This is a genomic window from Algibacillus agarilyticus (assembly GCF_003286125.1).
In the GTDB taxonomy this organism is placed as follows: domain Bacteria; phylum Pseudomonadota; class Gammaproteobacteria; order Enterobacterales; family Alteromonadaceae; genus Algibacillus; species Algibacillus agarilyticus.
The window spans coordinates 39,318-60,356 of sequence record NZ_QMED01000029.1; the positions used below are offsets into that span (position 1 = coordinate 39,318).

A 21,039-nucleotide genomic window follows, 5' to 3' on the forward strand; every position below is an offset into this window, starting at 1 on the left:
AATACTGTTCTTCGCATACTGCCTAATACGGCATAAAAGCCGAGTTACGCAATATCAAATAAATCAATTAAAAGTTATAGCTAGCGCCTAAAGAGAGAATACGCCCTTGGAAACGAATACGGTTAATGGCGTCTGTGTTACCACCGATAAATTCATATTCCTTGCGATTGTTTAGGTTGAAGGCCTTCACGTTGACCCTAAGTTTTTTGGTCACTTTATAGCCAATAGAAAGATCGAGACGGCCGCCCGCTGTTTGAGTACGGGCATCACTTCCTAAGAAGGTCTTAGTTCCACCTGTGCTAAGTAGTTTTTGATCTTGCCAGTTATAGGTTAAGCGAACGCTTAAACCGTCATTTTGGTAGTAACCAATGAAGTTAGCTGTGTACGGGGCAATTTTGGTCATTTTTGCACCACCGCCTTCGTCTACATCAATTTTACTAAAGTTCAACTTACCGCCGAAGCCGTTAAACGGGTAGGGTAAAAAGTCGAGTTTTTGCTGAATAGAAAGCTCATAACCCATAACTTCGACAGGAATGTCACTGTTAAAGGTTTCTTTAATGGTTACTTTACGAGTATTTTCCATATCTGGCGCTGGTGTCACTTCCTCACAGTACCAACCTGCTGATTTAGTACTATCAATGACTCTGTCAAGTTCACCCACTGGGTAGTTATGTTGACCTTCTGGACAAACAACCTCTGTTTGGATCTTGCCATGGAGCTTTTTATAGAAGAAACCTGCGGAAATCGCTGAACCCTCACGGTTATACCATGCCAAAGCAACATCGAAATTGTCGGCAGTATATGGCAAAACTTCGGCTTTAGAGTTTTCTAAGTTTACTCTTGTTTCAGTATTGGTATTAATTGGGCTGGGGATCTGCGACAACAAGTTTGGACGTACCAAGCCTTGCGAGTATGCGGTACGCATGACCACATCGTCAGATAAATCAAAAGCAAGGTTAAGTGACGGTAAGGTGTGAGCGTAATCATTCTCGGTAATAACATCAATGCGTTTACCATCGGTATTAAAGCCTTGACCAATCACGTCATTGGTCGTTTCAGTATAACGAACACCTGCGTTACCGGTGTAAGGAATACTCAACAATTCACCTTCAAATTTAGCCATAAAATACACGGCATTAATGACTTGGTCAGCATTGAAATTCTTACGGAAGTTCGCATTCATACCATAAGTAGGTTTGGTTGAGTCGCCTTCAATCTTATCTGCCCAGTTGGTTGGGCGGGCAATGGTAAAACCTGTTACCGGTAGACCCGTGTCTTTGTCAAACGCCATCATTGCGCCAGGATCATCGATCAACGTTACTGGGCCTTGACTGCCGTCTTCGCGCTCTTCATAGAGGTAGCTCGGGGTACAAACCTCTGGATCTTGACCTTCACAAGTATCATAACCATAACCGGTTTGCAGTTTTTCAGCTAAATGCGCAGAGTTCAGTACGTTCCAGCCGCCGTCTGAGCCATAGTAGCCAGGGAAAGTGCCATTAAAGAATTCATTTTGACTATCAGACGTTAAGCCGGTGTAGAAATCATCACCGGAGATCCGTGACATATTAATGCCACCACCACCGATGCGTGAGCTATAATTGTCAAGAAACTCACGAGAATGTGAAACACCTGATTTAACGCTGGTGATCAAGAAAGCATCACCGCCGATGTCGGTGTAACGTTCAAAGTCAGCTTGGGCAGATTCAAAGTTACGTTTTGGACGTTCTACTGCGCCATTGATATAAAAAGATAGCGATTTACCACCTTCTTGGAAGTTGGCGTCTTTGCTTTTCATGTACTCGTAGTAGGCTTCTTTGCCACCTAAAGATTCATAGGCTAAATCATCAGCAGGGTTAACTTTTGGATCTAATTGCGGGCCAAAGCCACTTAAAGGCACGCTATACCAGCCGTTGTCAAAGCGTTTCCAGCTATCGCGTCCTAAATCATGCGCCTCACCCACCAATATTCTGTCGAGCTCATTACCGTTACTGTCAATGGCGCCGACTCTGTCATGGTCAGAGTAGAAATAATTATCAAAGTTTTCTAGCGTACCTAATGCTTGTGCCATGTCTCCGCGGCCAGTATTTATTTCCGCATTCATGCCTGTGGGAGCATAGTAGTATTTTTTGCCGTCATCTAAATCGGTGTAGGTTTTATTGGTGCGGTTCTGGTGCCGTAAGTCGATGCCCGCCATCCAGAAGTTATTTTCTGAGCTTGATTTACTCACAGACGCATCAATAACCCAATCATCAGTGATGTAGTTGGCATATAAGAAAACACCTTTCGCTTCTTGCGTTTGTGCGTTCCGGCGGTTTGAAGGTGTCCAAGCAACATTGGTAAGCTTTGTATGGGTTACCGCATACACCGGAATTGTCGCCATATCCGGACTGTGAACACCTTCGATATAATTAGGGTTTGGCTCAGAAGTCAAACGAATAGGCTCTCCGAACAACTCTACTCGCTGAGAAGCAAATTTACCTTTATCATCGTTAGAACTGATGGAAAACTGGACATCTTCCATATTGCTATCATGCAGGTCTTTCTTGGTATAGAGGAAATTGGCACCCAGTTTCAATGAATCAAAAGGCTTCCATTCGATGTTACCAGTGGCCGAGACACGGTCACCACCGGAGTACTCTGTAACCTGACTCGCTTTACCCACCGCTTTAACAATAGATAACGGTTCAGTAATGCCATGCTTAGCTTTATAGGCTTCTAAGTCTTCTGGACTTATGAAAGTTTTATAGTCAATGGCGTTGTTTTCAACACCGTTCATGCCCACGTATGAGGAGAAGTTGGTGGTATCACGACGGAATACCTGCTCTGAAGTGGCAACTTTAAAGGCTACCGCTAATTTGTCTTTGATCAGGTGCTTTGATGCTGAAAAATTGATTTGCTTATTCCAGTCATCAACCAGCTCTTCGTAACGTCCGCTAATACCGAGTTTGTATTTACCGTCTTTGGTACCTAGTGCGTGTTGTAGCTTTTTATTTATAACACCAGACAAGCCACCATCAGGCAGATCGGCAGTCATCGCTTTGACTACGGTAACACCATCAAATACGCTAGGCTCAAAGGCACCAAATGGGTTTGAAGCACCGACTACACCGGCACTACGGCTAGGAGTAGCGAAAGACATGCCTTCAGCCACTGTTTTTGCATAACCGCCCGGTAAACCACGCAGCGTAATTTCTGAGTTACGAGAACCGTCATCGGTATTAAGCTGAATACCTGGGATTGATTGCATCGCTTCACCTAAATCAAGCGCAGGCAAAGTATCCATATCTTTTGCTGAAATAGCATCAACAATTGATAGGGCTTCACGCTTTTCCAATAACGCGGATTCTAACGAAGATCGAACGCCAGTGACTTCAATCACTTCAACCGATTCTTCTTCCTTAGTCTGTTTAGCATTAATCGCAGAATTTACCTCGGCCGCTATGACCGAGGGGGTAAATAAAGTCATCAGAATGCTTGCAGAACCGCCGATTAAAGCAGCCCGATGCAAGCTGTTGCTTGTATTTTTTTTGTTCATCATTGTTAATATTCCGCCTTTTGCGTTTATTAATTGTTGTTAATTTTTCTCTTAGGGCATCGCTGTTTTACTATCTGTTTTCGCTTAGGGCATGGTTGTTTTGCTATCTGTTTTTCTTTTATAAAGTTACAAACACACCACCAATATTGGCCATTTAGCCTTACCACCACAGGTGTTGTTAGGTACTTTTATTTGCACTATTTGTTGGTGCAGTACAAATAAACTGACCTATGGTTAATTTTTAAAGGCTAAAAAAACAAACTACTACCACCCTATATTGAATAGGCCTATTTATTGAAAGTTGACCCATAATTTAGTTTTTTTTCTTTAGATAAATACTTAAATAACTGTTAAACAACAACTTTATTTAACTTTTCGCACGTAAAAAGCAGACTACTTTTGCGCTGTTATGATATTTTTTAATAATTTATGGGTAGCAATTTGCTTTTATTCGGCCTTTTCTAGTTGAAGTGTTGCATCAACCAAATGACAGATAATGCTGAACAAGAATAGTCTTAACCCTAAGGCCACTTGCAGTTGTTTTAGGAGATAGCGTTTAGTTCATAACTAAGCGTGAAAAACAAAGCGTGAATAACAAAGGTAAATAAATAGATGTATAAAAAAGTATTTACACTCTCTGCTATGGCACTATTGATTAGTGCCTGTGGTGGCAGTAGCGAAACTAAACCAGAAATTCAAAACGCACCAGGCGCATTAACCCTTTCCGGTAATGCCGAATACGGTAGCTACCTCAAAGTACAAATATCAGATCCAGATGGTATTTCAAACTTATCCACTGCTAAGTACCAGTGGCAACGAAATTCAGTCAATATCGATGGCGCAACTGATCTTAGCTATACGATAACAACCGATGATTTTGGTCATACGCTCCGCGCTAACGTTGTTTATGTTGATGATAAGGGCTTTGATAACGCATTAACTTCAGCGCAAACGGCTAAAATCGCCACGGTGAACTCTACAGGCATTATCACTATCGAGGGTATAAACAAACAAGCACAAATCCTTAATGCCGTATTGGTTGATGGCAATGGTTTCGATACTAATCATGTTAGCTTCACTTGGCTTGCAGATGACGAAGTTATTAACGGACAAACGAGTTCTACGTTAATACTTGGCAAGGAGCTGGTAGGAAAAATAATATCGGTAGAAGTTAACTACACCGATCAAAATGGCTTTAATGAGAGATTAACTTATGCACAAACCGCCGCGATTGAAACCAGAGAAAATAGTCCAGGGGTATTGTCGCTTAGCGGTGCTAACGATAAACCATTAAGCTTAGAAGTTGGCGCGACATTACAAGCTAACCTTTTGGATGCTAATACCATAACCGCTCCGGTGACTTATTATTGGTATTCGGGCGATGACTTAAAAGCAGATAATAACCAAACAAGTTATGCCCTGAAACAAACTGATATCGGTAAGTCAATTTACGTGAAAGCAGAGTATATTGACAGTGATGGTTATGCGGAATCGGTGTTATCAGTGAATACTGATGCAGTGGTCGATGTTGATTTGGGTATTCCCGGCGGCATTGATTACCCCGTGGGCGCAAGCATTATGGGTAATAATCCAATCCAGCGTAACGCCACTAAAACCAATGAATCATTTGAAGGTGGCGGTTGGAACGCAGGAACAATACGCGACCACCTATACAGCCCAGGACTAGACAAAAGCTTAACCAAAAGCTTCCGTTTTGTGCAATTTCAAGGGCCACACTCGTTTGCCGCAGAAAACACCATCACCCGTTTAGGTAATTACTCGGCAAAACTCCATTGGAAGCATGGTGATCCAGGCAAGTGGAACGGTGATGTTAACAAAATAGATAATGAAGACCGCAAGGCAATGTTCCATGGTAAAAATGTGAGTAGTCACAGCGCAACGGCTTGGTATGGATTTAGTATCTACTTCCCTAGTAATGAAATGGTATTAACCGCTGAGCAAAATCCATTGTTTTTCCAACTACATGGAGCGCCAGATTCAATAACAGGGGATAAGGAGCCTGGCCGTCAACCGCCGATTGCACTTACCGTTGACAGTAATAACTTTAATGTTGGCTACGGCTGGGATGCAAGAAAATTTAATAAAAACACAGCTGGCCAAGGACGTGGAAAATTCAGTATTCCGGTCAATTTTGCTAGCGATTACCAAGATAGATGGGTAGATTTTGTTCTACAAGTAAGGGCCAACCCATTGGAAGAAAAAGGTTTTATCAACTTGTGGATCGACGGCATACAAGTGCTCGGCGAAAATAACCTGCAAATTGGTTATAACGATGACAAAGGCCTTTATCCTTCGTGGGGCTGGTACCAAACGGGTAATAACGCCTATCGCACCAAAGACGCGATCATGTATATGGACGAGTTCCGTCATGTAGAAGCCGCTGACGCTGGCTATTATGATGTCGCGCCCGGCTATTTTGAACAATAATTAGGGCGATCCGTCTTTCTCTATAGAAAGCCACCGTTTTTTGATAAGAAAATGTCGTTCACCTTGGGTGAGCGACATTTTTTCTTTAAGCTGCAAAAAAATTTGTTGTGCTCATAAATGATGTTCAAGGCTAATTCCATATTCCCTCACCCTCTGCCAATCAAGGCTGCATACACGACCTTGATTGATTTAAATATATCAATTTTATCAACCAAGGCCTGTTCTATTGAGGCCTTGCAGCTAAAAATAATCAATGCAGGCAGTTGGCCCGATTAACAATACAGAATAAAAATAAGGAATACAGGATAACATCATGAATGTAACCAGCAGAGCCGATAGAATCAAAGCCCGAATCTAAAGTACCAAAAGAAATAGCTCCGGTAGAAGACAGTAGCTAGGGGGAGCTCAACCACAAGTATACTCTTTTCTCTACTCACTCTGGCGGCACTCCGTAGAAAACGATATGAATGCTAACGCTTGAGTTAAAATATTGAAAAACAGCTGAATAGTTTAAAATTATTGTCTCGCTTAACCCAAGTTATGGTTAACTAACAAATAAGCGCCTGTTAAAAGCCCCGCATGTAACATGACCGAAAATAGACAACCGATCAAATTGAGCTTAGGTGTTATCCCCCAAAACTGAAAACTTAAAGCGGAATATAGCGCTTTAGGGCGCGACTGAAGTGAATTAAAATATTTAAACTCTGTGAGTTTTGTGGTTAATTGTGGGTTAGATCTTATAACATCATCTAGCGTTCTATCATAAATAAAAGCAAAGCCATAAAGGCAAATTAAATAGACTAAAATTAAATTCAAAGTGATTCCTACGTTATTCCTAAGGTATTTCTAAGTTAAAAGCCCACCTAAGCAACCGATACGCTTATTGTTAGTGCTTGATGACAATATACACCGGACGGTAAATTTAACAACACCGCAGGTTAATGTTCGCACATCACCTTTATAATAACAGATTGCCTTTTACTAAAAAGGTGAACCGTTTATTAACATGATAACAAAGGTGCCGCGACCTGCATTCCCCCTTTAGATTTAAGAATCATTTAACGACACCCACCTCAGTCTATGTATATACTGCATCTTAGAGAATACAAGCGTGACTTGAGCCTATATTGATAAGTATAATGATAATGACCTGTTTAAATAAATGATGCAGATGCGCGAATCAATTAAACAGCATATTAATAACAATTTTAAATGGATGATTTAACGCTTGGTATCTAAATTAGAACAGTTTTCGACCGAGAATTTTACCCAATCTGTGCGAAAAACGTTAAAGCAAAGCGGCCTTTTTAGCGATGCAAGTGAGGAGTTACTCTCTGCACTTATTCAGACAGTCAAAATAGTTGAAGTAGAAGGCGGCGAGCGCCTGCTAACTCAAGGCGAAGAATCGGCTTCAATGCAAGTATTAATAAGTGGTCGTTTACTCGCCGTTAAACGTAATGCAGATGGTTCGAGTACACGATTAGGTGAAATAGGCCCCGGCAGTAGTGTTGGCGAAGTCGGTTTGGTGTTACAACAACCCAGATCAGCTGATGTATTTGCCATAAGAGACTCATCAGTAGCTGAATTAAACAGAGATGCGTTTGAATATTTGCTTAAAACGCACCCTATTGAATTAAATCGTGCCATTGCTAGAAAAATATTTGAATACAGCGTTATTTCACCTAAAAAACCAACATCAGCCGGTGCAACTTCATTTGCCATCGTGCCATTAGATGATTCGGTAGATGTAACTCAGTTTTGCGATCAGTTAGTCCAAGCCTTGAAATTACAAGGAAGCGTTTATCATTTTCGACCGCAAGAAGGTGAGCAAATTCATCAAGACGGAACCAGCAATTTAGCAACCAATCAGTATATTGCTAGACTAGAGCACGAATACGATAGTTTGCTTTATGAACCCTCACAAACAAACACCACTTGGTCAAATTTAGCCGTTAGGCAAGCCGATAAAGTATTTTTTGTGGTCAGCCCTAACACCCAACCTGAGCACGTTACATTGCAAGAGGCATGGTTTAATACGCCAGGGTTTGAGATGGTGCAAAAATCGTTAGTCATTTTGCACCCTGAATCCACCCTAAAACCGATAGTTGATATGGCATGGCATAATAAATTGCAGTTGCATCGGTTATACCCTGTTCGGTTTAATAATCAGCAAGACATTGAACGCCTTGCACGCTTTATGACGGATAATGCCGTTGGTTTAGTGTTAGGCGGTGGCGGCGCACGCGGCTTTGCCCATGTCGGCGTATTACAAGCGTTAGCCGAGCGAAATATTGCCATTGATATGATTTGTGGTAATAGCATGGGAGCCTTAATTGCCGGGCAATATGTTAACGGCACGCCCATTAGTGATTTAGTTAACACCACACGAAATTTCGCCAAAGGTGGCGAGCGACCCACGTTTCCTATTCATTCGATTTTTAGCGGCAATAGAGTTCGTCGCGACATCATTAAAATGTTTGATAACGCGTTAATAGAATGCCAATGGATACAATTTTTTACCGTTTCTTGTAATTTAACCTGTGCGACGATCCATGTGCATGATTCGGGTACGATGTGGGAAGCTGTGCTCGCTAGCAATTCACCCGCCGCCATTGCTCCCCCCGTAATTCATAATGGCGAGTTTTTAGTAGATGCCGCTTTACTTGATAATGTGCCAGTCGATGCCATGCGTAAAAAACTGGGGTTTGGCACCGTGATCGCGGTAGATGTTGATGTAAAAGATGAGCTCCGTGTACCTAAATCATTAAAAAAAGTGAACCCTTGGAAAATGTTATGGCAGCGTTTATTTAATCGTAAAGCAGACCCAATTCCGAGTATTTTTGATATTCTTAATCGGTCTGGTCACTTAGGGGGGTTAATTCATCGAGAGGCTTCGATTGCCAAAACCAACCTTTATTTGCAACCACCCGTGTCGCGCTTTTCATTAATGGCATACGCACGCGGTGAACGCATTGCCCAAGTGGGCTATCATTACGCAATACAACAAATTACACAGTGGCAAGCATCTTTAGAAAAAGATGCGGCAAAAGCGAAAGCTGAAAAAAGGTAAAGTTAACAAAGATAAATACGTTCTTGAGCACTAAAGAAAGCAGCCCAAAGTCACTTCACGCTTTGTTGTTTTAGTTTAAAAGGCAATTTGAGACTGCGCTGCGACGTCTCGATTGAGTCCATTTAGGATCACTCTAGTCGTTACCATTAAATCATTCGATGCTCAAGGAGCGACTCATGGCGATCGACTTAAACCATATCGACTTAAACCATACCGACCTAGACCATATCAACTTAAACAACAGCAACGATATTATTTTGCCCCTAGCCCCAAGCCAACATCAAATTTGGGTTGATCAACAATCATGGCCTGATAGTGCGCACTTAAATATTGGCGGCAGAAGCAAAGTATATGGAAAATTAAATTTACCCTTACTTGAACAGTCTTTGCAATATTTAACAACACAGAGTGAAGCATTACGGTTATGCCCAACAGCCGACGGAAAACAATGTTTAGTAACACAATGGCCAGATAAGCTTATTAAATATGCCGACTTATCAACGGTTGAAAACCAAGAAGACACCCTCACCCAAATGATTGCCGAACACATGAAACAGCCTTTTGTGCTAGATGGTAAAAATAGACCCTGGTGTATCTATGTTTGGCAGTTAAATCATGAATGCCATGCGCTGTGGATTAAATTCCATCATTTGGTGATGGACGGTTTTGGCACCTCGGCATTTTTTAAACAGTGGAGTGCAATACATTGCGCTTTAGCGAATGAACAAACACCAGCACCGATTGATGCACCTAGTTATCAATCATATATTGACGATTCACTAGCTTATTTAGACTCGAGTACCTATCAAAAAGACGCCGAATATTGGCACCAAGCATTACCGACTCTGCCCCCAGCGATATTGTCAAAATTAACCAAGCAATCTAAGGCCGGTCAGTTACCTTTAGGACATCATTATTACGAATTATTACCGCGTGTAGAATATGATGCATTAACCGAATTCGCTAAAGACAATAAAGTCACGGTGTACCATCTTTTTATTGCCGTTGTCGCTATATATTTATGTCGAGTACATAACAAAAACGAGATCGTGATGGGTGTACCGGTGCTTAACCGAAAAGGTAAACGCTTTAAAAGCACCTTAGGCACATTTTCTGCGGTTTTACCACTTAAAGTAACCATCAACAATAATAAAAACGTGTATCAATTATTAAGTGAAATTGCCGCAGAGCTGCGCAGTGTATACCGCCATACCCGTTACCCGCTTTATCATTTAACAAAAAAATTAGACCTGCTAAATACAGGGCGCGATAGCATGTTTGATGTATTACTGTCGTTTGAGCCACACAGTTATAATGTATATTTTGATCAAGCACAATTGCGTCAACCTAGACAACTTTTGGCCGCGAATGCGCGCTTTCCGCTGTTAGTCAATGTGTGTGAATTTCATGAGCAAGCACCTGTCGAATTGGTGTTAGAAGCCAGTTCAGATTACTTTACCCAACATGAAACTGAGCAAACAACACACAGGCTGCATCACTTATTGCTGAATATAATAAACCAACCAGAACAAAGCCTAGGCACATTGCCTTTATTAACACCGCAAGAGCACAAAAAATTACTCATAACAAAACACGCTGATGTGCTATGCCACACTGATATAAAGGCCTTTATAAATACCTTTGAGCAATTTGCGTTACAGCAGCCGCATAACATTGCATTGCGTTGGCTTGCCGATGGCAAACAAAAGGCGATGGATTATCAAACCTTTAACATGCATGCTAATCGACTGGCTAATGAACTACTAAAACAAGGTGTAAAACAAGATATTGTTGCGGTTATTGCTCCCCGTTTACCCCAAACCATTATTGCCTTTTTTGCCGTCGCTAAAATAGGTGGCGCTTTTTTACCAATTGACCCAAACACGGATCCAGCTCGTATGGGTAAAATGCTTAAGCACTGCACATCACCAGTGACTTTAATTACGCAACAATCGCTCGCAATTGCGCAGCAACTCACCCTAAAAACAATCACCATTGATGATGCTAACGCACCTTTATTAACTCAAACCAACACTTCAGACCAAAACCCGAATATTGTAATCAAGCCAGATTCAGCAGCCGTTGTATTGTTTACTTCTGGCTCAACAGGCGATCCCAAAGGCGTCGTAATGACCCATTCGGGATTAGCCAAACGCATGGCGTGGCTAGGGCGTAACGTTAACTTTGGTGTTGATGACATCGCGTTACAGTCGATTCAATTAACGTTTGACCCTTGCTTAATGGAGATTTTATTACCCTTAACCCATGGGGGTAGTTTGGCATTACCGCCAGCAGAAACCTTAGCACCCGGTAAAATTGCTTACTATGCCGAGCTATTTGGCGCGACTTATTTTTCGACTGTACCCACGTTGTTACGCTATTTTTGTCAAACAGCAAAGAACCATCCAAAACTAAAAATAAAAGCAGTGGGTTGTGGTGGCGAACGGTTAACAAAACAAATAGCACAAGAATTTACCGACCAAACCGGTGCACAGGTATACAACTTTTGGGGATTAACAGAAACAACCATTTTTGCCAGCTATTACCGTTTTGATGGTGAAACCTGTTCAGATCAAGTTCCTATTGGTTTGCCAATAGACGATAGCCGCTTATATGTACTTGATAAATACTTACAACCTTTACCAAAAGGCGTTACCGGCGAAATTTACGTCGGCGGAAGTGCAATAGCCAGTGGTTATTTAAATGAACCACAGCTCACAGCAAAAAAATATATAACCGACCCCTTCTCATCTAATGGCAAAATGTTTAAAAGTGGTGACTTAGGCTATTGGGATCACAATGAACAATTACAATTTGTCAGTCGTATTGACAATATGCTTAAAGTAAGAGGACAAAGAGTAGAACCAAGCCAAGTAGAAGCCGCATTATGTCAGCTTTGTTTTATAGAAGGGGCAGCCGTTAAATTAGTCAATGAACAGTTACAAGGTTGGATTGAACTAACCGAGTCGACAACCAACAAAACGCAGCTAACCAACATAGCGCAAAATATCAAAACAAGCTTACTCAAAACTCTGCCGGCTTATATGGTACCCATTGATTTTACCCTTGTTAAAACATTACCCCGTCAACCCGGCGGAAAGCTAGACTATAAGGCATTAGTAGCCGACCCAATTGCAAATATCACGGAACAGGCAATAAACAAAACAACTTGCCAACCCGAAACGCCTATTGAGCAGCTATTATTAACATTATGGCGTGATACGCTAAAAATCGAAAACCTGCATGTTAACAGTGATTTTTTTCAATGTGGTGGCGACTCACTTGGGGCTTTACAGCTACTAACGGGTGTTGAGTCGCAACTGGGTTACCGGTTGCCACTGGCTACGATGCTACAACACCCAACAGTGAGTACATTGGCGCAAGCCCTTGCTAATAAATCACCCACATTACAAATTAATTTAAGTGAACATCAACAAGGCACCTGTATTTATTTAGCTGCATCAGGACACGGCGACGCGCTACGTTTTAAACTGTTAGCTAAAGCATTAGGTCAACATTTCCATATAAAAATGTTGCAACCGCCTATCACCTCATCAGGTGACGCATTTGATACACTTGAACAATTGGCGAGCCAATATGCCAAGCTAATAACAACCAATCACCATGATACGCCGCCTATACTGGCAGGATTTTCTGTGGGTGGTATCTCTATTTTAGAAACCGCTAACGCATTAATAGACCTCGACTTCACCTTTAACAATATTATTCTCATTGATTCCACGTATCCCAATTGGTTTGTTCGCCGCACCCCCATATGGCAAGTTGCGGGCTGGCTAGTTAAACGCCTTGGCTTACAAGAGTTAAATGTTAATCAACGTTCATTAGGCTCTTTGTTTAGTGACAATGGGTTAAACAGCCAAATTAACGCGTTGCGTCATTACCAGCCAAAATCATTGTCACAACCTATAACCTTAGTCGCCTCATCAGGTTTAAAACGGTGGTATTACTTTTTACTAAAACCGTGGCGAAAGTTGCTAGGTGAACAATTAAATGAAGTCACCATTCCGGGGTTTCATGGCTCTCTATTTACTGAAAAACATGTAAATGGATTAGCAGAAATATTTACACGCTTAACTAGACTCACTAAAGGCAATAAAAAACATTAGGCGATTTAGCTAGGGCGTGTTTATCTTTGTCGTATAGATTTTGTTCAATTCCAAAGCGTTTTGATCGCGGCATTGGCTTGATGGCATAGTGGTTCTACGTCAAAAGCCAATAACAAAGAGCAAAACGTTTTGGATTGAACCCAAAGGGCAGCGCATTTGCACTCTTTCTACTACGTTGCCCCACATGGATGTGGGGTAAGGTGACTTTGCAGGAGCATAAAGTCTTTGCCCCACATAGATGTGGGGTAAGGTGACTTTGCAGGAGCATAAAATCTTTATCGCTCTTTTATGTAGAATAACGACACCGCAATCGCTCTGCCTTGTATAAATCGTGCAAATACGGCTGCAAAAGCATACACAAAAGATAAACACGCCCTAGACTATTAGCGATTAATTTTTTGAACATTTGAAAGTTTAAAGGGCGGTAGCCAATATAAACTCATCGCCAAACCAGTTGCAAAACCGACAAGATGACCCACCTTAGGATAACCCGCATAAATAAAATCGAGCGTCATCGCTGGTATAATGCAAAATAGCAGCGCACACTTTAGCCAGATAGAATGATTTACCCCTTTAACCATCACAACAACGCCACAAGCAATAATCCCAAAAACGGCTTGAGAAGCACCCGTCCCAATATCATAAGGTGCAGGTACGGGTAAAACACTGGCTAACGTGCCAATAATGCCTGAGACAAAAAATAGCGTTATAAAATTTTTACCGCCAATTTGCTTCTCAACAAAATAGCCGATAAACAGTAATGACACTACATTAAAAAGCATATGAATTGGTTTAGAATGGACAAGTTGAGAAGTGAACAAACGCCAAAATTCAAACTGACCTAATTGCTGATACGTGACGCCTCCATATTGCTTTAGCACTAACATTTTAACTTTACTAAAAATTGAACCATGCACCTCAAACGCAACAAAAGATGAAATGCAAAATATCAATAAACAAAGTAATAAAGTAAAAACAGGGACGTAGAATCTCATTGAATTATCCATTATAGCTAACGAGCCTGTCGGTTAACGGGTTTTAGTTGTTAACTAGTTTAATACAATTAAACCAGACCCTATAAGTATGGGCATAATGACCATCAACACGCCAAAAATCAAACGGATGTACGGTATGGAATGAACGCCCGGTTTAATAACACTAATGGTTGGATCAGAAGGTTTATAATAGACAAACAGCGGCTCCATCGCTTTAACACAATTGATTTTCTCATCGGCTTCATCTTTTAGCGTATAACGAGCACTAAAATCATATTCTGCTCCGGTATATTCAACACCTTTCACCATAAATTTACATTTAATTACCGGTATATATTTTTTCGAATTAGGATTTATATAATTCAAAGAGCAGCTTAAACCGTAAGCCTCTGCTTTTGGCCAATTAACACTATTTATCGATTCTTGGCGGGTATATAAACCCGTTATAAATATAAATGCGCCTAATGTTATTAACAACAACCAAGCTAAGCCATTTAACCATTCATAATGAGTGAAAAAAGCGGTAGGTATGATCAACATCACAATCAACAAAAAATAAGTTGAGTATTTAGTTCGACCTCTCGCCGTATCAATAATTATTTTTAACAAGATGACTAACCTTTAAATCAAGACAGAACCCTAACAGCGATCAAGAATAACGTAAGAAGGCATAAACAAGAAATAGACACAAAATAACACGTTCTTAAGTCATTATTATAACATCGTGGTGATGGCCGTTATGATATATTAAGTCTTAGCCGATGTACGCTTAAGCTCACTCGTATATTGATGAAAAACCGAACAACAACACAGTCAAAAGAGAATGTTATATTGAATACCGACATACAAATTAACTTAATAACGGCGATCAATAATATTAGCTCAGTTGATTGGCATAATTTAAATACCGCTTCTTGTCCTTTTTTGAAATATGACTTTTTTAATGCTCTTGAAAACAGTTGTTCGGTGAGTGCTAAACAAGGTTGGCAACCGCATCATTTGGTTGCTAAACATGAAAACGACATAACCGCCATTATCCCTATGTATTTAAAAAACCACTCTTGGGGCGAATATGTGTTTGACTGGGATTGGGCAGAAGCATTCAAGCGAAATGGCATAGATTATTATCCTAAGTTGGTTGCAACGATCCCGTTTACTCCCGTGACCAGCGAAAAAATATTGTCTTCAACACATGATATTACAGATTTTTTTACGCCTTTAATTGACCATTGCGAACATAAAAACATTAACAGTTGGCATATTTTATATTGCCCTAAAATTAAAGCAGATTTACCTGAAGATGTTTATGAACGCAATACGGTTCAATTTCATTGGTTTAATCGTGAATATAAAAAATTTGACGACTTTCTTAATTTATTTACCTCTCGCAAAAGAAAAAACACACGCAAAGAACGATTATCGATTACTGAGCAAGGGCTTAAAATTAGGCAGTTAAAACATAACGACATTACGCCTAAAGACATTGATTTTTTTTATTTAACCTACCAACTAACCTATTTAAAAAAAGGGCATCAACCCCACTTAAGCCCTGAGTTTTTTCAAGAAATGTTAATGAACATGGCTGAAAATATATTATTAATTATTGCGAGTAAGGGTGAAGAAGATATTGCCTGTGCTTTATTTTTTTATGATGATTCACAATTATACGGTCGTTACTGGGGATGCACAAAGCAATACAACAACCTACATTTTGAACTTTGCTATTACCAAGGGATTGAATTTTGTATCCAAAATAATATTAAAACGTTTAATCCGGGCACCCAAGGTGAGCACAAAATACAACGCGGTTTTGAACCGGTTTTAACCCACTCTTATCACTGGATAAAACATCCTGCTTTTAAACACCCCGTTAAAAATTTTTGTAAACAAGAACAACAGCATATGCTAACGTATCAGCAACAATGCCAAGCCCGATTACCTTTTCGGGAATAACGAGATCAGCCGTCATTACCCAAGTGACTTGGGTATAAATAAAATAGAAACGTATAATGAATAAACCCTACTCTCAAGCTTGCGAAAATAATAAACGCCCGATATTAAATAAGCTCACTAACGTATTCTCAAATTCTCAGCACGTATTAGAAATCGGCTCGGGCACAGGCCAACATGCCGCGTTTTTTGGTCATCACCTTCCCCATTTAACTTGGCAAACCAGTGATTTATCCATTAATCATGAAGGAATAACACTGTGGTTAAAAGAAGCCAATACACACAATGTTAAAAAACCCATCGTTATTGATTTACAACACCCATGGTTAATGCCCCAAAATGACAAACCGGTTGATGGCCTTTATACCGCCAATACCTTGCATATTATAAGTTGGCCACTTGTTACTAAATTTTTTGAAGGCATAAGCAACCATTTAATGATCGGTGCGCCTGTTTGTATATATGGCCCTTTCAATTATCAAGGAAAATATACCAGCGAAAGTAATGCTCAATTTGATCGCATGTTGCAACAAAGAGGAGTCGGCAGTGGCATTCGCGATATAGAAGCAATTACCTTATTAGCCAATGAAGCAGGCCTTGATTTAATGAATGACCATGACATGCCAGCAAATAATCGCTTACTGGTTTTTACAAAAAAAAGATGACCTATCGACAGCTTCATGCCCCGCTACAGACACATTAAACGTCAACGCGCTTCTTAATTAGCGTTATCAAATAACGTTTGAAAGTCTTCAGGTTTGTACGCATAATAAGGAGAAGTTAGATTCGGGTTTTTAATAGAAAAAAGCCTACGATTTAATAAATTTAATTGACTGAATTTTTCTTTAAAATGTTTAGTAAAAATAGTATCAAAAACACCATTATCGATAATATTATTTAAACCGATTTCTATACGGTTAGCTAATTTTTTCTTGGCGGGATTAACAAAAAAATACACAGGCAACGGAATATGTAGAAGCAAATTATTTTCAATATGCAAGTTTGGGTTATCAGATTTATATTGCTCAAACTCGATTAAAACTTCATTTATACCCCGGCTAACGTAGTCAAACCTTTTCCTCTCTAGCATCGAATACATGCTATCTTGTCGATTGAATTTTACAATATCAAAATTGTGATATTCAAAAATTTGAGTGATTGACCAAAATGACACGGCACCGCCAAGCAAACGCTTTAATTGATCTAATGAATCAATATTAGCAATCGTCGGTTGTAATGATTTGTGAATAAATAAAACGCGCAACCCTAAAATACCTTTCATTAAGGGTATCTTTATTTGTATTAAATTATCCTCCCACTCTTTTCTTGTGGCACCTTGCACAACATCGCCAAAGCCTCCTCTATATTTAAACATGGCAGCCGTTCGGGGCTGGTTTAAATTAGCAAGGGGCTTAAATTCATAATGGCCATGACTTGCAATCGTGCTATCAAGAGCCGCCACTAATAGCTCTTGCGTATATTTATGCCTTTCACTTTTGCCTTGAGTATCATTGATGATAATAATTTCTTTAGCCATCAATGAAGAGCTAGTCAATAACAGACACGTTAAGCATACTAGGCAGCTTACAAACACGTTCAAAAACGATTTTAAGTGCTGGTGATGTTTATTTTTGGGCATATAAATCATAACATTTTGGGCGTATTACAAACTTATTGAGATAAAGTATAATACCAGTATGCATAATTTTCGATTTAGCTTAGTAAATAATCGATTAATCGCTTGTTACAAAAAACAGATATAATTAGAAAAATATAACGCATTAACCTAATCTTAGTTTAAGGTGTGTATATAATAAAAACACGGATGATTTATAGATGGTTTTAAAAAGCGCAATTTCAGCTGTTGTAATAACGATTAGTTTAATTTTTTCCTCTTTTACGTCTTATGCCAATGATGAAAACTACACTCTTTTATCAGCACAAATTACCTCGCAAAATTATCAAGCAGCGCTAGAAACGGCAAATTCATTGCTTAATTCGCATATTGGCGAACCTGAGTTTGATTATTTATATGGTTTAAGCGAATTAATGGCAGGAGATGTTCAACTGGCTATATTCGCATTTGAGCGCGCTATAGAGTCAATGCCCAATGATACTAATGTGCGTTTTGCATTAGCAAAATCGTATTACCAAGTTAAAAATTGGCAAGCAGCACAAACTGAATTTCAGCATGTTTTACAATTACAACCTTCCCCCATGCTCAGTAATGCCAGTCAAAATTATTTAGCTTCAATTCAAAAACTGATCAATGCAAAACAAGTTAGTCATTCAGGTCACGTGTTTGCCGGTTTAGGCTTTGACAGTAATGTTAACTCGGGCATTTCAGATGATGCTTTTCCATTTGAAATAGCCGGTGCAGATCAAGCAACCGATTTAGGTATAAACAAAAACAGCGATTTACATTATTCATTAGGTGCCAATTATAAAATCAGAAAAAAAATAGATAAAAGTCAGCAAATATTTTTCTCTACTCAAATTACAAACAACAAACATAAAAAAGAAAGCAATTACGACACAGGTAGCTTAAATCTATCAGCCGGTACGTTTAAATCTTTTGCGCAATTTAATACGCAAATAACCCTTTTTTACCAAAAATATTGGTATGCAGGTAAAGAGTATCACGACTATTACAGCTTAATCGGCACCGGTAATTGGCAATTAAACACAGCATCATTACTTGGTACTACCTTAAACCTAGCGTCTAGCAATAATAAGCAATACAATTTACTAAGCACCAAATCAATCAATGCAAACCTGTATTATCAATACACCCAAGAAGAACATAGCTACAAAGTGTTATTCGGGATGGGATCTGACAAACCTAAAACATTCACTGAAGGGTCTCAGCATTATGAACGTCAATGGCAGAGCCTGACGGGACTATACGCGTTAAAATTAGACCATTGGGGTAAATTACTATTTCAGCTTAAATACCAAAATATTGATTACCAACATAAAAACGTATCATTAGTCAGCGCAGCTAACATACCGGTTTTTAACAATATCAGAAACGATGACGTGATCACCGCCAGTGTTAAGTTTATATACCCTTTATCGCCTTCAACTGATTTGATTTTTTCAACCAAATACTTAGACAAAGAAAGTAATCAATTTATTTATCAATACGATAAAAATACGTTCACTAGCCAAATTCGTTATCACTTTTAAATAGCGTTATTGAGGAAATAAAATGAAATTCACTCAACTACTCTCGGTTCTTTTAATTTTTTCAGTTACCAGCTTTATAACGACTGCTCAAGAACAAATAGGTAAAACACTCATCGCAAGAGGCGACGTAACCGCCACATCAACCGAAACCGTACGTAAATTAAAACGTCGCTCACCCCTGTTTATTAAAGATGAAATAAATACCGGTGACCAAAGCAAAACACAACTCAGAATGAAAGATGGTGGCATGTTATCACTGAGTAGTAATACCTCATTGAAAATTGATGAATACGATTTTTCAGATCCATCAGTTAAACAAAATAGCATCATGACATTAGTATCAGGCGGGATCAGAGCCGTTAGCGGTAAATTAAAATCAGAAAGTGGCAACTATCAATTAAATACACCGGTTGGCTCAATTGGCATTAGAGGCACACATTACGAAGTAAGAATAGTTGATGAACAGTTATTTTTAGCGGTGTGGGACGGTGCTATCGATTTTGAGTTTAACTCAAATACAGATACCCCTGGATTTTCACTGGGTGAAAACGAAAATTTTGATTTTGCCGTGATTGGCAAAAATGGAGATGTGCAGCCTTTACTTTCGCCGCCCGCGCTATTTAATAATGGTCATAGCCTGAATGTGAAACCACAAGATAACGCAGCATCAAAACAGCCCACAGGCTCTAATAATAACAATGCAGATAAAGCGCCTCAAACAGGTCAAACAAGAACAGCACTAACCAATAAACTGCCACCGGCTTTGCCAACTAACCAAAATGAAGAACGGGCTAATAACAATAATCCGAACCAAGATATGCCATCCCGAAATAATACACAAAATGCCTTACCGCAATTAACTCAACAAGTTGTTCAAATAGCCCCGATCAACCCTGCCGAACTAACGCGCGTTGAAGCCATTGTAAACCCAATTGATACAAGCAAAAACGGTGATAATGATGACAACACAACAGATGACATAACCGGAACAACCGGCGGCACAGGTAGCGAAGGCGGCGCTAATTAACGTTAGCGTTAAGGGATAAGGGATAAGGGATAAGGGATAAGGCCATGCTCGATGTTAAATTAATTTATCAAACGCGACTTTATCGTGGGGGCTGCATTGTTTAAATAGCATTGTTTAAACAACCTTGTAGACCGGTTTAGCCACATTGTGGCGTAAGCCGGATAGCGGGTGCGCAACAAAATATGTGTCAAATAATAGCGTCTTACACCACTGCGTGGCTAAAATATCCTACCCAAAATAGTTTAATTTAACCAACCTAGCCTACGCGGTATCTAAGTCTGTTTCATATGTAGGTACTTAAGCTCACTTATTAATCAATCCCGTTATTCTCAACCAAGGATGTAACACCGAATTGATATAGCCCATCTTTCAAATCTCGCTTGGGGTGGGCGCGTGGACATAGCTTTGATATTAGTTCTACGCATTCCTCCACTGCTATCGCTACTGCATGATGTTGACTCAGTTTATTAACTAACAGTGATAGCCATGTTGGTGCGGACCTCGCCACTTTTTGTGTCGATATCCATAAAGATTTTAATGCCTCTGTTGCAAATGCCATCATCCTTTTTAGTAACACAGTGATGAAGCTGGCATAGATTAAGGCGCAAACAATAGGCTCTTTTTGTGTGCTGAATTTTTTAAGGTTGCAATACGATTTAAGCTCTTTGAACAATAACTCAATTTGCCACCTTAATCGG

At 39.8% G+C, this 21,039-nt stretch carries 12 protein-coding genes and 1 pseudogene; 7 read left to right on the forward strand and 6 right to left on the reverse strand.

What is annotated here, in order from left to right; genetic code table 11:
* Nucleotides 1–67: 67 nt before the first annotated feature.
* A complete protein-coding gene (locus DPX34_RS21800; RefSeq protein WP_157964778.1) occupies nucleotides 68–3,538 on the reverse strand; it encodes a TonB-dependent receptor domain-containing protein in 3,471 nt (1,156 codons plus the stop codon).
* Nucleotides 3,539–4,147: 609 nt separating this feature from the next.
* Between DPX34_RS21800 and DPX34_RS17620 the strand changes: the two genes are divergently transcribed.
* Nucleotides 4,148–5,983 carry a heparin lyase I family protein gene (locus DPX34_RS17620; protein ID WP_111979758.1) on the forward strand — a complete coding sequence of 612 codons (1,836 nt, stop codon included), beginning with the start codon at nucleotides 4,148–4,150 and terminating at the stop codon, nucleotides 5,981–5,983.
* A gap of 528 nt (nucleotides 5,984–6,511) precedes the next feature.
* Here the strand turns inward: DPX34_RS17620 and DPX34_RS17625 are convergent.
* Nucleotides 6,512–6,799, reverse strand: a complete 288-nt coding sequence (locus DPX34_RS17625) for a hypothetical protein (RefSeq protein ID WP_111979759.1) — start codon at nucleotides 6,797–6,799, stop codon at nucleotides 6,512–6,514.
* 412 nt (nucleotides 6,800–7,211) lie between these two features.
* Here DPX34_RS17625 and DPX34_RS17630 point away from each other — a divergent pair, with 412 nt between their 5' ends.
* Complete coding sequence (locus tag DPX34_RS17630) at nucleotides 7,212–9,053, forward strand: cyclic nucleotide-binding and patatin-like phospholipase domain-containing protein (RefSeq protein WP_111979760.1); 1,842 nt, start codon at nucleotides 7,212–7,214, stop codon at nucleotides 9,051–9,053.
* Between the two features lie 176 nt (nucleotides 9,054–9,229).
* Nucleotides 9,230–13,180: a non-ribosomal peptide synthetase gene (locus DPX34_RS17635; protein WP_198673745.1), complete on the forward strand. Its 3,951-nt coding sequence runs from the start codon at nucleotides 9,230–9,232 to the stop codon at nucleotides 13,178–13,180.
* 383 nt (nucleotides 13,181–13,563) lie between these two features.
* Here the strand turns inward: DPX34_RS17635 and DPX34_RS17640 are convergent, their stop codons facing one another.
* The gene (locus tag DPX34_RS17640) at nucleotides 13,564–14,175 is read right to left on the reverse strand and encodes a rhomboid family intramembrane serine protease (RefSeq protein ID WP_157964779.1); all 612 of its coding nucleotides are present in this window, start codon (nucleotides 14,173–14,175) and stop codon (nucleotides 13,564–13,566) included.
* 54 nt (nucleotides 14,176–14,229) lie between these two features.
* Entirely contained in the window at nucleotides 14,230–14,784 is a 555-nt protein-coding gene (locus tag DPX34_RS17645) for a DUF3592 domain-containing protein (protein ID WP_111979763.1), read from the reverse strand.
* A 180-nt stretch (nucleotides 14,785–14,964) separates the two neighbouring features.
* Between DPX34_RS17645 and DPX34_RS17650 the strand changes: the two genes are divergently transcribed.
* Nucleotides 14,965–16,128, forward strand: coding sequence for a GNAT family N-acetyltransferase (locus tag DPX34_RS17650; RefSeq protein ID WP_232824788.1), 1,164 nt, complete (start codon nucleotides 14,965–14,967; stop codon nucleotides 16,126–16,128).
* Nucleotides 16,129–16,184: 56 nt separating this feature from the next.
* Nucleotides 16,185–16,790: a DUF938 domain-containing protein gene (locus DPX34_RS17655; protein ID WP_111979764.1), complete on the forward strand. Its 606-nt coding sequence runs from the start codon at nucleotides 16,185–16,187 to the stop codon at nucleotides 16,788–16,790.
* A gap of 53 nt (nucleotides 16,791–16,843) precedes the next feature.
* Here DPX34_RS17655 and DPX34_RS17660 read toward each other — a convergent pair whose 3' ends face one another.
* Entirely contained in the window at nucleotides 16,844–17,662 is an 819-nt protein-coding gene (locus DPX34_RS17660) for a transporter substrate-binding domain-containing protein (protein WP_157964780.1), read from the reverse strand.
* Nucleotides 17,663–17,961: 299 nt separating this feature from the next.
* Here DPX34_RS17660 and DPX34_RS17665 point away from each other — a divergent pair, with 299 nt between their 5' ends.
* Both DPX34_RS17665 and DPX34_RS17670 read left to right on the forward strand, forming a co-directional pair.
* Nucleotides 17,962–19,314, forward strand: a complete 1,353-nt coding sequence (locus DPX34_RS17665; protein ID WP_111979766.1) for a tetratricopeptide repeat protein — start codon at nucleotides 17,962–17,964, stop codon at nucleotides 19,312–19,314.
* Between the two features lie 22 nt (nucleotides 19,315–19,336).
* Nucleotides 19,337–20,341 (forward strand): FecR family protein, encoded by a 1,005-nt coding sequence (locus DPX34_RS17670; protein ID WP_111979767.1) that lies wholly within the window; start codon nucleotides 19,337–19,339, stop codon nucleotides 20,339–20,341.
* A gap of 310 nt (nucleotides 20,342–20,651) precedes the next feature.
* On the opposite strand, the pseudogene DPX34_RS22105 reads toward DPX34_RS17670, so the two are convergent.
* Nucleotides 20,652–21,039, reverse strand: a pseudogene (locus DPX34_RS22105) (IS4 family transposase); the annotation flags it as partial.

Coding starts and splice junctions, on each gene's coding strand:
- DPX34_RS17650 (WP_232824788.1), top strand. CDS start 14,965: ATGAAAAACCGAACAACAACACAGTCAAAAGAGAATGTTATATTGAAT.
- DPX34_RS17670 (WP_111979767.1), top strand. CDS start 19,337: ATGAAATTCACTCAACTACTCTCGGTTCTTTTAATTTTTTCAGTTACC.
- DPX34_RS17620 (WP_111979758.1), top strand. CDS start 4,148: ATGTATAAAAAAGTATTTACACTCTCTGCTATGGCACTATTGATTAGT.
- DPX34_RS17665 (WP_111979766.1), top strand. CDS start 17,962: ATGGTTTTAAAAAGCGCAATTTCAGCTGTTGTAATAACGATTAGTTTA.
- DPX34_RS17655 (WP_111979764.1), top strand. CDS start 16,185: ATGAATAAACCCTACTCTCAAGCTTGCGAAAATAATAAACGCCCGATA.
- DPX34_RS21800 (WP_157964778.1), bottom strand. CDS start 3,538: ATGATGAACAAAAAAAATACAAGCAACAGCTTGCATCGGGCTGCTTTA.
- DPX34_RS17635 (WP_198673745.1), top strand. CDS start 9,230: ATGGCGATCGACTTAAACCATATCGACTTAAACCATACCGACCTAGAC.
- DPX34_RS17660 (WP_157964780.1), bottom strand. CDS start 17,662: ATGGCTAAAGAAATTATTATCATCAATGATACTCAAGGCAAAAGTGAA.
- DPX34_RS17640 (WP_157964779.1), bottom strand. CDS start 14,175: ATGAGATTCTACGTCCCTGTTTTTACTTTATTACTTTGTTTATTGATA.